Here is a 12543-nt window from a genome sequence, read left to right as displayed (position 1 = left end):
CCCTGATAGCCCGCGAGACGCCAGGAGTTGACCTCGGCGACGCCCGGGCCGCCGTCGGCACCCTGCGGCCCTTCGCCGCCCCCGCCGGCACCCAGCAGTCCGTCCGTGCCCTGGCGTCCGTCCGTGCCCTGCCGTGCGTCGGCGTGCCGGCGGGCGTCGGCGTCGGACGGCGTCGGCTGGGGCGGGATCGACGGAGCGGCGCCCGCCGGGCCCGCGACGCCGGGGGCCGCGGCGGTGCCGGTGCCCCTGCGGGCCGTCACGGCGCCGCCGCTCGCCTCGGCCTCCGCCGTCCCGAACTCACCGAGGGCGGCGCGCGCCTGGCTGATACGTATCTGCTCCATGGTGCGGTCGTGCCGCATCTCCGCCCGGCTCCAGGCGCGCTCGGCCAGCTCCCACATGGTGGTGAGATGAATGGGGCTGGTGCCGGTGACCTCGGCGAGCGCGACGATCGCGCCCTTGGGTGCGAGCAGCCGCCCGCCCAGGTAGCGCTCCCAGGACGTCTTGCTGTAGCCGGTCCGGTCGGCCAGCGCCGCGATGCTCAGGCCGCTGCGGTCCACGAGCCGCCGCAGCTGGCTGGTGAACTCCTTGATCTGCGGATCCAGCTCGTCCGGCAAGGTCTTCCATCGAGGCATCGGTTCCCCCTCTTTTCCCCCGGTCGGTGCTGTCGGTTCCCCGCGCCGTCCCCGCGGGTACCTGCGCCGGCCGGGTCCGGCCCTCGTACGGCACCCGTTCTGGCTACCCATGGGGATGCGCTGACCAAGGATCCCAGTTCCCGGAGCGGGGGCGCACGGGAGCACCGGCCACGCCCCTGGTGCCCCCGCGTCCACGCGGTCTTCGTGACGTATCCCCGGTTCGCCGGGGTTCCGCCACGCCCGGGGCACATGTGGCAGTGCGCGGACACCGTAGCGGAACCGTCACTTCCGTGCCACAGCGGACGGACAGCCGTTGAACAGGCCGTTCACGGCAGGGAAGGCTGGGTCCCGGCGGCGGTCCGTCTTGCTCGGGGGAGGGGACGGGCCGCCGCTGCCGGACACCCCGGCGCCGCGCGGACGGCGCTACTTGGTGAGCGTGAAGTGCAGGGTGTCCTTCAGGAACGGGATCTCCAGCCACGGCCTGGGCTGGGCGGTCATCGCCAGCAGGGCGATGACGAGGCCCAGCACCCCGTAGGTGGCGATGTCCGTGAAGCGGGAGCGGACGGCGAGCATGCCGACGCTCGGGAGTATCCACCGCAGGACCGCGCCCGCCAGCAGGGCCCCGCCGATCAGCAGGGTGCCGAGCCGGAACAGGTCGAGCGCGGTCAGCAGCAGGCCGAGGGCGACCGTCGACAGCACGAGCAGCATCGGCCACTGCCGGGCGGGCGCCGGGGCGTCGCCCGCGGCGGCCCGGCCGCCGCCCTCGGGCCGGGCGGTGTCCTTGGTGAACAGCGGGAAGCGGCGTGTGACACGCCGCGGGCGCCCCTCGGCGTCGGGGGCGCTGATCGCGTCGCGCACGGTCGGCTCCGTGCCGTGGGCGTCCTCAGCCGGCACTGCGCTCCGCCGCCTCGACCACGTTGACCAGCAGCTGCGCCCGGGTCATCGGGCCCACGCCGCCGGGGTTGGGGGAGATCCAGCCGGCCACCTCGGTCACGCCCGGGTGGACGTCACCGACGATCTTCCCCTCGGCGTTGCGGGACACGCCGACGTCCAGGACGGCCGCGCCGGGCTTGACGTCCTCGGGGCGGATCAGGTGCGGGAAGCCGGCCGCCGCGATGATGATGTCGGCCCGCTTGAGGTGGGCGGACAGGTCGCGGGTGCCGGTGTGGCACTGGGTCACGGTGGCGTTCTCGCTGCGCCGGGTGAGCAGCAGCGGCATCGGGCGGCCGATGGTCACGCCGCGGCCGACGACCACGACCTCGGCACCCTTGATCTCCACGCCGTGGCCGCGCAGCAGGGTGAGGATGCCGTTCGGGGTGCAGGGCAGCGGGGCCGGCTCGTTCAGGACCAGCCGCCCGAGGTTCATCGGGTGCAGGCCGTCGGCGTCCTTGGCCGGGTCCATCAGCTCCAGGATGCGGTTCTCGTCGATGCCCTTGGGCAGCGGGAGTTGGACGATGTAGCCGGTGCAGGCGGGGTCCTCGTTCAGCTCGCGGACGACCGCCTCGATCTCCTCCTGGGTGGCCGTGGCCGGCAGCTCACGCTGGATGGAGGCGAGGCCGACCTGCGCGCAGTCGCGGTGCTTGCCGGCGACGTACTTCTGGCTGCCGGGGTCCTCCCCGACCAGGATCGTGCCGAGGCCGGGCGTGACGCCCTTCTCCTTCAGCGCCGCCACGCGGGCGGTCAGATCGGACTTGATCGCGGCTGCGGTGGCCTTGCCATCGAGAATCTGGGCGGTCATGCCCCCATCCTCGCGGATGACCGCCCCCTGGTTCCAATCCGGGTGGCCTCCGGCCGGGTCCCACGCGCCGCCCGGGCGCGCGTCCTTGATCGACGATGTTGCACTTGCACAACACCTTGCGAATCCGGCTGGACAAGAATCGGCCTCTCCCCCGACGATGAACGGCGCAGTATCGCGGTCCGGTTGGGGGGCAAACCGCTCAGATCTTGACGATCCTCCGTTCCTTCCGCGTCGTCCCCGCAGTGTCAACGGAGGAAACCCGCCATGAGTTTCGGCTCGCCCAACAACCCCTACGGCCAGCCGCAGGACCCGCAGCAGCCCTACGGGTACCCGCAGCAGCAGCCCGGCTACCAGCAGGCACCGCAGGGCGTCCCGCCGCAGCAGGGTTACGGCTACCCGCAGCAGCCGGGTTACCCGGGCTACCCGCAGCAGGGCGGATACGGCTACGGCGTCCAGCCGCCGTACGCGAACTGGGGACAGCGCTTCCTCGGCACCCTCGTCGACGGCCTGGTCTTCATGGTGCCGTACATCCTCGTCCTCGTGGGCCGCAACAACGCCGCGCTGTCGGCGATCGGCGGGCTCGCCATCATCGCGATCGCGATCTGGCAGCTGATCCAGGAGGGCCGCACCGGCCAGACGATCGGCAAGAAGGCGCTGGGCATCCGCCTGGTGAAGGAGGAGACCGGCCAGCCGCTCGGCGTCGGCATGGCCTTCGTCCGCCGTCTCGCCCACTTCCTGGACAGCCTCGCCTGCTACCTGGGCTGGCTGTGGCCGGCGTGGGACTCCAAGCGCCAGACGTTCGCCGACAAGGTCTGCGGCTCGATCGTCATCAAGACCCAGTGAGCTGAGCGCCTCCGGCGCCTTCAGCGCCTTGGGCGCCCGAACACCGAAGCGGCCTCCGCCCCCCTCCACGGGGGGCCGGAGGCCGCTTCGGTGTGAGCCCGGGGCCCGGGGCCCGGCGGGCCGACCGGGCCCGGTGGGCTCAGTGGAAGAAGTGGCGGGTGCCCGTGAAGTACATGGTCACGCCGGCCTTCTTGGCGGCCTCCACGACCAGCTCGTCGCGGATCGAGCCGCCCGGCTGGACGATCGCCCGCACGCCCGCGCCGATCAGGATCTCGGGACCGTCCGGGAACGGGAAGAAGGCGTCCGAGGCCGCGTAGGCGCCGCGGGCCCGCTCCTCGCCGGCCCGCTCGACGGCCAGCTTGCAGGAGTCGACGCGGTTGACCTGGCCCATGCCGACGCCGACCGAGGCGCCGTCCTTGGCGAGCAGGATCGCGTTGGACTTCACCGCGCGGCACGCCTTCCACGCGAAGGCCAGCTCCGTCAGCTCCTCGGCGGAGAGTGCCTCGCCGGTCGCCAGCGTCCAGTTGGCCGGGTCGTCGCCGTCGGCCTGGAGCCGGTCGGTCTCCTGCAGCAGCACACCGCCGTCGACCGGCTTGACCTCGACCGGGTTGGCCGGGCCGTTCGGGGCCCGCAGGACCCGGATGTTCTTCTTCTTGGTCAGGGCCTCCAGGGCCCCCTCCTCGTAGCCGGGCGCGACGATGACCTCGGTGAAGATCTCCGCGACCTGCTCGGCCATCTCCTTGCTGACCGGCCGGTTCACGGCGATGACCCCGCCGAACGCGGACAGCGGGTCGCAGGCGTGCGCCTTGCGGTGCGCCTCGGCCACGTCGGCGCCGACCGCGATGCCGCAGGGGTTGGCGTGCTTGATGATCGCCACGCACGGCTCGTCGTGGTCGTACGCGGCACGGCGGGCGGCGTCCGTGTCCGTGTAGTTGTTGTACGACATCTCCTTGCCGTGCAGCTGTTCGGCCTGGGCCAGGCCGGCGCCGCCGGCGTCGACGTACAGCGCGGCCGGCTGGTGCGGGTTCTCGCCGTAGCGCAGGGTGTGCGCCCGCTCCCAGGTGGCGCCGAGGAAGTCGGGGAACGGCGACTCGTCGACGGGCGCGTACGAGGAGGCGAACCAGGAGGCGACGGCCACGTCGTAGGCGGCCGTGTGCTGGAAGGCCTCGGCGGCGAGCCGCTTGCGGGTGACGAGGTCGAAGCCGCCGGACTGCGCGGCGGCCAGGACGTCGGCGTACCGCTCGGGGCTGGTGACCACCGCGACCGAGGGGTGGTTCTTGGCGGCGGCGCGGACCATCGAGGGGCCGCCGATGTCGATCTGCTCCACGCACTCGTCGGGCGAGGCGCCGGAGGCGACGGTCTCCCGGAACGGGTAGAGGTTGACGACGACCAGGTCGAACGGCTCGACGCCCAGCTCGGCGAGCTGCTCGCGGTGGCTGTCCAGACGCAGGTCGGCGAGGATGCCCGCGTGCACCCGCGGGTGCAGGGTCTTGACCCGGCCGTCCAGGCACTCGGGGAAGCCGGTCAGCTCCTCGACCTTGGTGACGGGGACACCGGCGGCGGCGATCCGGCCGGCCGTGGACCCGGTCGAGACGAGCTCGACCCCTGCCTCGTGCAGCCCGCGCGCGAGGTCTTCGAGGCCGGTCTTGTCGTAGACGCTGACGAGCGCCCGGCGGATGGGCCGCTTGGTGCTCTCGGCGGTGGCGGTCACTGGATAACTACCTTTCGTCCCTCAATGCGATAGCCGTTGCGGGCGAGCCGCCCCACGACCTCGACGAGCAGCCTTCGCTCGACTTCCTTGATGCGCTCGTGCAGCGCGCTCTCGTCGTCCTCGTCCCGGACCTCGACCACGCCCTGGGCGATGATCGGGCCGGTGTCGACGCCGTCGTCGACGAAGTGGACGGTGCAGCCGGTGACCCTGGCGCCGTACGCGAGCGCGTCGCGCACGCCGTGGGCCCCGGGAAAACTGGGCAGCAGGGCGGGGTGCGTGTTGACGAACCGCCCGCCGAACCGCGCGAGGAACTCCTTGCCGACGATCTTCATGAACCCGGCGGAGACCACGAGGTCGGGCTCGTGGGCGGCCACGGCACCGGCGAGGGCCGCGTCCCACTCCTCCCGGCCGGCGAAGTCCTTCACCCGGCACACGAAGGTCGGCAGCCCGGCCCGCTCGGCGCGGGCGAGTCCCTCGATGCCGTCGCGGTCGGCCCCGACGGCGACGATCCGCGCGCCGTACGACTCGGCTCCGGTGCGCTCGATCTCGTCCAGGAGCGCCTGCAGGTTGGTGCCGGATCCGGAGACCAGCACGACGAGGCGCTTGACCGCTTGGCCAGCGGGGGTGGCGGCCACGGTGGGGCCCTTTCTCGGGGGAGCGATGTGTCCAGCCGGCGGTTTGTACAGTCGTACGAATGCTTCGCGCCCCGGAATACGGGGAAGTCTACGAAGCGGCCGACCGTCAGCAACGATACCGGCACCGTCGAAGGCCCCCCGGGGACGGGTGTGTGGCCGGAAGGTAGCGTTCGGGGGGATCCACCAGGAGCTGCCCCGGGAACGCGGTCGTCGTGCGGTGCGTTGACGGGGTGGAAGCTCATGTCGCACAGCCGTACTCATCTAGGGGAAGACGCTCTTTTGATGCCCGACCGCAGCCTGCGACTCCTCACGTTCCCGCCGCACCCGGCCCAGGAGGGCGAGCGGGGCGCCGTGCTGCTGCGGGAGAGGCCGGCCTCGCCGCCCGAGGCGCCCCGGAACGGCGGGGACGGCGACGGACGCGGCGGCGAGCAGCAGGACGACAACCCGTTCGCGCCGCCGCCCGAGGGCAGCCCGGACCGGCCCTGGGAGCCCCGTCACCCCGAAGGGTCCAAGGGCTCAGGACCCGGGCACGGCCCCGGCTGGGGCGGCCAGTGGAGCGACCACCAGCCCGGCCGCTCTCCCGGCGGCTTCGGCCAGCGGCCCGGCGGCGGCCCCGAGGGCCCGGGCGGCCCGGCCGGGCCCAACCCGCGCTGGGACCCGACGGACCCGGCCCAGCGCCGCGCGCGCTACGCGCTGCTGTCCGGCATGTGGTCCGTCTTCTTCGTCCTGTTCAGCTGGCCCTACGTGGCGCTGCTGCTGGGCGTGCTGGCCCTGTACTGGGGCATCAGCGCCCTGCGCGCCAAGCCCCGCACCCAGGACCGGAACCCGGACACCCCCGCCCCGGCCGCGCCCCCGGTCCCGGCCCCGGGCGGCCGCCCGCACACCACGGCGGCGATCGGCGGCGTGGTCACGGCGTGCCTGGCGCTGGCCCTGGTGGGCACGACCTTCGCCGTGCAGCTGGTCTACCGCGACTACTACACCTGCGTCACCGACGCCCTGACCCACGAGGCCAAGCAGTCCTGCGATCAGCTCCTGCCCAAGGAGATTCGCGGGGTGCTCGGGGTCGACAACAGCTGACGCACGCGCCCTAGGGGGTGCTCCCGGCGCTCTCCGGGCCGGACTCGTCGGGCGCGGCGGCCGTGCCGGTCGAGCGGGGCGCGTGGTCGTTTCCGGCCGCGCCCGCCGCGTGATCCTTCCCGGCCGCGCCGGTCACCTCCTCCGCGCCGGTCACTTCGTGCGTGCCGGTCACGCCGTCCGAGCCGCTCCCGTCCGCCGGACCCCCGGTGGGGGCGGGCTCCTTCTCCGCGGGCCGGCCGGCGGGTTCCGGCGGCGCCGAGGCCTCGCGGAGGGCCGCCCAGCGCGAGGCACGCGCGAGGTCGTCGTGCTGCCAGGCCGGGGGGAACGGGTCCTGCGCGGGCACGAAGTCGTACAGCTCGTCCTCGCCCGGCCCGGTGGACGAGGCCGCGGTACGGCCCGCGCCTTTCGCCGTCTTCCTCGCCGCATCCATGGGCGGCTCCAGCGCGGTGCTCTTCGCCGCCCCCTTCGCGCTCCCGCCGGCCCCCTCGGCCAGCGTCCGCGCCACCGTCCTCCCCGCGCCGGTCCCCTGACCCGCGCCGGTCCCGTGCCCCGGGACGGCCTTGGCGTGGGCCCTGCGGCGCCACAGCCGCCACCCTCGTACCGTCAGCACCACCGGCAGTCCGGTCGCCGTGATCCAGAGGGCGGTCGCTCCCCCGCTCTGCCACCAGACCGGTCCGAACCGGGACAGCGCCGCCGTGCCCAGGGGGCCGCCGGACAGCGCGGCGAGGAGGGCGAGGAAGCCCGCACACACCAGCGCGGACAGCACGAGGACCCCGGCGGTGCGCGCCGCCGGCCAGGGCGCCGGTGACACGGGGGCGGGCGCCCGCCGGCCCTGCTCACCCCGCTCCCCGAGCCGCACGGCGGCCCGCGCCACGAACCAGGCGACCGTCACCCCGGCCACCACCGGCACCAGTCCCACCGCCCAGTTGAGCCGTGTGCCGGGGCCCGCGTCCGGAACCGCCGCGAGCAGCGGGAAGGGGGGCAGCAGGGGCGCCGGGTCGGAGGCGAGCGGGTGCACCAGGTGCCCGCTGCCGAGGGTGAACCCGGGGCCGAGGGAGTAGGACGCCGACCACACCGCCGCGTTGGGGATCAGCGCGATACCGAGCAGCAGGACGGCGAAGCGCCCGGTCCAGCCCTCCGTCAGCTGGAGGAAGGACGCCCGTGCCGCCGGTCCGTGCAGCACCAGGGACGCGGCGAGCAGCAGCGTCCCGCCCCCGAACAGGACGGCGGTACCGGCTCCCGCCGCCCGTACGGCCGCGCCGAGGCGTGGTCCGGCGTCGGACCCGAACAGCAGCAGCCGCAGCCGGTCGGGCAGCACCAGCAGCAGGCGGAGCACCGGCTCGCGCGGGCAGCCGTGGGCCGCCCAGACCCCGCTCGCCGCCGCGGCCGCCGCCACCAGGGGCAGACACGCCGTCACCCACGCCCAGGAAGGTCGGAGTTCGCTGCCGGAGCAGTACAGCGCGGCCGCCCCGCCGACGCCGAGGTAGCCGAGGACCACCCCGGTCCACGCGGTGCGCGCCGGGACGGGCGGGGGGCCGTCGGGTTCGGCGGGCACGTCCGTCGCGTCCCGTGCGGCCCGGTGCAGCAGCCACACGGGCAGCGCGAGCAGCAGCAGCGGGGTCACGCCCACGGGCAGCGGAGCGCCGGAGAGCGTGTCGGTGCGGACCAGTTCGACCCCGTGCGCGAGCAGCCAGAGTGCGGCGGCGACGTGCAGCGCGCCGCCCGGCCCGCTGTCGGGGTACGGCGAGCTGATCCACAGGGCGAGCACGAGGACGGCGAGCGAGCCGAGGCCGAGCCCGGCGGCGACCACACCGCCCAGCAGACTCGCGCCCAGGCCTGGCGATCGGTCCCGCATCCGCTGGAGCAGGGGCGACAACGAGGGTCGGCGAGCGGTCATCAGGGTCACCCCGCCATGCTCCCAACGACACGCGCTTTCCCGTCGTAACAGGAGAACCCCCGATGTGTCGCCCAATATATGTTTATGTACTTTTTCGTACGAAGGGGTGGTGTCCAGTGACGGAAAGCCCTACGGTCCCGGGCGAGCGACCGCCCGAAAACGCCGGTGCGCCCGCGGCCCTGACGGCCGATCAGGCGTTCGACGCGCTGTACGCGTTCTGCGCTCCCGCCCTCGTACGGCAGACCTACCTGCTCTGCGGGCGCCGCGAGCTGGCCAGGGAGTCCGTGGAGCGGGCCTTCCAGTTCGCCTGGCAGCGCTGGCCCGAGGTGGCCCGCGACCGGGACCCGGCGGGCTGGGTGCGCGCGATCGCCTACGAGTGCGCGCTTTCCCCCTGGCACCGCTTCCGCCCCCGCTACCGGTCCCCCGAGCCCCCGCCCGCCGACCCGGCCGACCGCGCCCTGCTGACCGCCCTGCTGCGGCTCCCGCCCTCCTACCGGCGCACGCTCGTCCTGTACGACGGCGTCGGCCTCGACCTGCCGGAGACGGCGGCGGAGACCGAGGCGAGCACCCCGGCCGCCGCCGGCCGGCTGACCCGGGCCCGTGAGGTCGTCGCCGAGCAGATCCCGGCGCTGGCCGACCCCGGCGCGCTGCACCGGCGCCTGGCCGAACTGGCCTCCTCGGAGCGGCTGCTCGCGACCGGGCCCACCACGGTGCGCACCTGCGGCGAGCGCCGGAACGTGTTCTGGACCCGGGCGGCGATCGCCTTCACGGTCACCATCATCGGCGCGACGGCACTGACCCTGCGCTCCGCGCCCACCCACTACGAACCGCCCATCGCCCCGGCCCAGGCCGTACAGGGCGTGCCGCCTCCCCCGGCCCTGGGCCCGCTGTCCCCGGAGCAGCTGGCGCTGCGCGCGAAGCTCCAGCGCGCGGAGGACAACGGCCCGGACCGCCTCGCCCCGGCGGCCCACTGACCTCGCCCGCGGGCGGTCGGACACGCCCGCGGGCACGGATACGCCCGCAGGCCCACCCCGGTGACGGGACGGGCCTGCGGGCGTGCGGCGAACTCAGGCGCTCAGGATCTCCCGGGCCAGCTTCGCGGTCTCGGTCGGCGTCTTGCCGACCTTGACACCGGCGGCCTCGAGGGCCTCCTTCTTCGCCTGGGCGGTGCCGGACGAACCGGAGACGATGGCACCGGCGTGGCCCATCGTCTTGCCCTCGGGCGCGGTGAAGCCCGCGACGTAGCCGACGACCGGCTTGGTCACGTTCTCCTTGATGAACGCGGCCGCGCGCTCCTCGGCGTCGCCACCGATCTCACCGATCATCACGATGAGCTCGGTCTCCGGGTCGTCCTGGAACGCGGCCAGGGCGTCGATGTGCGTGGTGCCGATGATCGGGTCGCCACCGATGCCGACGGCGGTCGAGAAGCCGATGTCACGCAGCTCGTACATCATCTGGTACGTCAGCGTGCCGGACTTCGAGACCAGGCCGATGCGGCCCGGCTTGGTGATGTCGCCCGGGATGATGCCGACGTTCGACTGGCCCGGGGTGATGATGCCGGGGCAGTTCGGGCCGATGATGCGGGTCTTGTTGCCCTTCTTGCCGGCGTACGCCCAGAAGGCGGCCGTGTCGTGCACCGCGATGCCCTCGGTGATCACGACGGCCAGCGGGATCTCGGCGTCGATGGCCTCGACGACGGCGTCCTTGGTGAACTTCTCCGGCACGAAGATGACGGAGACGTTGGCGCCGGTCTTCTCGATGGCCTCCTTGACGGTCCCGAAGACGGGTACCTCGGTGCCGTCGAAGTCCACGGTCTGACCCGCCTTGCGCGGGTTCACGCCGCCCACGACCTGGGTGCCGTCACCGAGCATGAGCTTGGTGTGCTTCATGCCGGTGGCGCCGGTCATGCCCTGGACGATGACCTTGCTGTCCTTGTTGAGCCAGATAGCCATGGTGTGTTGGTGTCCTCGTCCTGAGTGCTTACTTTGCGGCGTGGGCCAGCTCGGCGGCCTTGTCGGCCGCGCCGTCCATGGTGTCGACGCGCTGCACCAGCGGGTGGTTGGCGTCCGTGAGGATCTGCCGGCCCAGCTCGGCGTTGTTGCCGTCGAGGCGGACGACGAGCGGCTTGGAGACGTTCTCGCCGCGGTCCTCCAGGAGCTTCAGCGCCTGGACGATGCCGTTGGCGACCTCGTCACAGGCGGTGATGCCACCGAAGACGTTCACGAAGACGGACTTGACGTCCGGGTCGCCCAGGATGATCTCCAGGCCGTTCGCCATGACCTGGGCGGAGGCGCCACCGCCGATGTCCAGGAAGTTGGCGGGCTTGACGCCGCCGTGGTTCTCACCGGCGTAGGCGACGACGTCCAGGGTGCTCATGACGAGACCGGCGCCGTTGCCGATGATGCCGACCTCACCGTCGAGCTTGACGTAGTTGAGGTTCTTCTCCTTGGCGGCCGCCTCGAGCGGGTTGGCGGCGTCCTTGTCGTGGAGCTCCTCGTACTCGGGGTGGCGGAACTCGGCGTTCTCGTCGAGCGACACCTTGCCGTCGAGGGCGATGACGTCACCGGAGGCGACCTTCGCGAGCGGGTTGACCTCGACGAGGAGGGCGTCCGACTTGATGAAGGTGTCCCACAGCTTGACGAGGACGTTCACGACCTTGTCCGCGACCTCGGCCGGGAACTTGGCGGCCTCGACGATCTCGCGGGCCTTGGCCTCGTCCACACCGTCGATCGGGTCGATCGGCGTCTTGGCGACAGCCTCCGGACGAGTGGCCGCCACCTCCTCGATCTCCATGCCGCCCTCGACGGAGGCGATGGAAAGGAAGGTGCGGTTCGCACGGTCGAGGAGGTAGGAGACGTAGTACTCCTCGACGATCTCCGGGGCGGTCTCGGCAATCATGACCTTGTGGACCGTGTGGCCCTTGATGTCCATGCCGAGGATGTCCGTCGCACGGGCGACGGCCTCGTCCGCGGAGGCGGCCAGCTTGACGCCACCGGCCTTGCCGCGGCCACCGACCTTCACCTGCGCCTTGACGACGGACTTGCCGCCGAGCCGCTCGGTGATCGCGCGCGCCGCCTCAGGCGTGTCGATGACTTCACCGGCCAGCACCGGTACATCGTGCTTGGCGAAGAGGTCCCTCGCCTGGTACTCGAACAGGTCCACGCGCTTCCGTCCCTATCAGTGATCTCGCGGTTCGTTGGATGCGTGGGCGTGCCGCGAAGGGCAACGTGACGTCCGCTTGTCACTAGGGGAGCGCACACGGTGTCCGAGCGCGCGGCATGTCCGTCTCGCAGGTTATCGCCGCTACCCGGAGCGCCCTAAATCGAGGGTCACACCTGAGCGGTGATACCTGTCACATGATGCCGGGTTTCCTGACACGCGGTGCCGACCTCGCGGGGATGTGCGAGGCCTCACCGGGCTGGGGTTGACCCGGTGAGGCCCCAGGACGGGCCCGGGAGGGGCCCTGAGCGGTTGGCCCCCACCCCAATGGGGACCACCCGCCCCTTCTCGCGGAGGGCCGGCCGGACGGTCCGACGGCGTTCGGCCGTCCGGGTGCCGACGGCCCCGCGGAGTTCATGGGGGCGTCAGCCCAGGTAGCTGATGCCCTGCCGCACGCTCTGCACGCCGTGCGGGTGGGCCGTGTCATGAAAACGGCCCGGAAGGACGGCACCGGCGATCCGCCCGGCTCCGTCGACATGGCGCCCGGCCGCACCCACCGTCCGTACGACGGTCGTGGGGCAGGAGGGGCGGTCCGGCCCGGAGACCTAGCCGGGGAAGACCGGGACGTCCCGGTGCCGTTCCCGGGTCCGTGGCGCGTCGGCACGGGCGGCCGTGCGGGCCGGCCGGAGCCACAGCGGCGTCCGGCCCTCGGGCGCGACGGCGCGGCCGTCACCGTGGCGGGGCGCGGGGGCGTCGGCCGCCTGCTTGCCCAGCACGCCGTCCGGGTCCCCGGTGGGACGCGGCGACGCCGGTGCCCCGGCAGGCAGCGCGACGGGAGCCCTGGCGGGACG

At 73.2% G+C, this 12543-nt stretch carries 10 protein-coding genes and 2 pseudogenes; 3 read left to right on the top strand and 9 right to left on the bottom strand.

Translation table 11 applies throughout. The annotated features are described in order from the left end of the window. The 3 genes from PV343_RS39710 to PV343_RS39700 all read right to left on the bottom strand — a co-directional run. On the bottom strand, nucleotides 1-632 hold a 632-nt coding region (locus PV343_RS39710), incomplete at its 3' end, for a helix-turn-helix transcriptional regulator (protein ID WP_319151918.1). Between the two features lie 423 nt (nucleotides 633-1055). Next, nucleotides 1056-1526, bottom strand: a complete 471-nt coding sequence (locus PV343_RS39705; RefSeq protein ID WP_319151917.1) for a DUF3017 domain-containing protein — start codon at nucleotides 1524-1526, stop codon at nucleotides 1056-1058. Then, nucleotides 1516-2370 (bottom strand): bifunctional methylenetetrahydrofolate dehydrogenase/methenyltetrahydrofolate cyclohydrolase, encoded by an 855-nt coding sequence (locus tag PV343_RS39700; protein ID WP_319151916.1) that lies wholly within the window; start codon nucleotides 2368-2370, stop codon nucleotides 1516-1518. The genes PV343_RS39705 and PV343_RS39700 overlap by 11 nt, the downstream gene beginning before the upstream one ends. 264 nt (nucleotides 2371-2634) lie before the next feature. Between PV343_RS39700 and PV343_RS39695 the strand changes: the two genes are divergently transcribed. Then, on the top strand, nucleotides 2635-3213 hold the full coding sequence (locus PV343_RS39695) for an RDD family protein (RefSeq protein ID WP_319151915.1): 579 nt from the start codon (nucleotides 2635-2637) through the stop codon (nucleotides 3211-3213). Nucleotides 3214-3352: 139 nt separating this feature from the next. On the opposite strand, the gene purH is transcribed toward PV343_RS39695, so the two are convergent. After that, a complete protein-coding gene (gene purH / locus PV343_RS39690) occupies nucleotides 3353-4924 on the bottom strand; it encodes a bifunctional phosphoribosylaminoimidazolecarboxamide formyltransferase/IMP cyclohydrolase (protein WP_319151914.1) in 1572 nt (523 codons plus the stop codon). Next, entirely contained in the window at nucleotides 4921-5559 is a 639-nt protein-coding gene (gene purN, locus PV343_RS39685) for a phosphoribosylglycinamide formyltransferase (RefSeq protein ID WP_319151913.1), read from the bottom strand. The genes purH and purN overlap by 4 nt, the downstream gene beginning before the upstream one ends. Before the next feature lie 282 nt (nucleotides 5560-5841). Between purN and PV343_RS39680 the strand changes: the two genes are divergently transcribed. Next, entirely contained in the window at nucleotides 5842-6636 is a 795-nt protein-coding gene (locus PV343_RS39680) for a hypothetical protein (protein WP_319151912.1), read from the top strand. Nucleotides 6637-6646: 10 nt separating this feature from the next. Here PV343_RS39680 and PV343_RS39675 read toward each other — a convergent pair whose 3' ends face one another. Then, a complete protein-coding gene (locus PV343_RS39675; RefSeq protein WP_319151911.1) occupies nucleotides 6647-8533 on the bottom strand; it encodes a DUF6350 family protein in 1887 nt (628 codons plus the stop codon). A gap of 137 nt (nucleotides 8534-8670) precedes the next feature. On the opposite strand from PV343_RS39675, the pseudogene PV343_RS39670 reads away from it, so the two are divergent. After that, a pseudogene (locus PV343_RS39670) lies at nucleotides 8671-9507 on the top strand (RNA polymerase sigma factor); the annotation flags it as partial. A gap of 93 nt (nucleotides 9508-9600) precedes the next feature. On the opposite strand, the gene sucD reads toward PV343_RS39670, so the two are convergent. The 3 genes and pseudogenes from sucD to PV343_RS39655 all read right to left on the bottom strand — a co-directional run. Then, nucleotides 9601-10485, bottom strand: coding sequence for a succinate--CoA ligase subunit alpha (gene sucD / locus PV343_RS39665; protein WP_319151909.1), 885 nt, complete (start codon nucleotides 10483-10485; stop codon nucleotides 9601-9603). Between the two features lie 28 nt (nucleotides 10486-10513). Beyond that, nucleotides 10514-11695, bottom strand: coding sequence for an ADP-forming succinate--CoA ligase subunit beta (sucC, locus tag PV343_RS39660; RefSeq protein ID WP_319151908.1), 1182 nt, complete (start codon nucleotides 11693-11695; stop codon nucleotides 10514-10516). A 602-nt stretch (nucleotides 11696-12297) separates the two neighbouring features. Then, a pseudogene (locus tag PV343_RS39655) lies at nucleotides 12298-12543 on the bottom strand (hypothetical protein); the annotation flags it as partial.

Origin of the sequence: Streptomyces sp. WI03-4A (genome assembly GCF_033792105.1) — a bacterium.
GTDB lineage: Bacteria > Actinomycetota > Actinomycetes > Streptomycetales > Streptomycetaceae > Streptomyces > Streptomyces collinus_A.
This window is presented reverse-complemented; position numbering and strand designations above follow the sequence as displayed.

What these genes read in the sequence shown, in the direction of transcription:
- PV343_RS39700 (WP_319151916.1), bottom strand. Translation starts at nt 2,370, where the DNA reads ATGACCGCCCAGATTCTCGATGGCAAGGCCACCGCAGCCGCGATCAAG.
- PV343_RS39675 (WP_319151911.1), bottom strand. Translation starts at nt 8,533, where the DNA reads ATGACCGCTCGCCGACCCTCGTTGTCGCCCCTGCTCCAGCGGATGCGG.
- PV343_RS39695 (WP_319151915.1), top strand. Translation starts at nt 2,635, where the DNA reads ATGAGTTTCGGCTCGCCCAACAACCCCTACGGCCAGCCGCAGGACCCG.
- sucD (WP_319151909.1), bottom strand. Translation starts at nt 10,485, where the DNA reads ATGGCTATCTGGCTCAACAAGGACAGCAAGGTCATCGTCCAGGGCATG.
- PV343_RS39680 (WP_319151912.1), top strand. Translation starts at nt 5,842, where the DNA reads ATGCCCGACCGCAGCCTGCGACTCCTCACGTTCCCGCCGCACCCGGCC.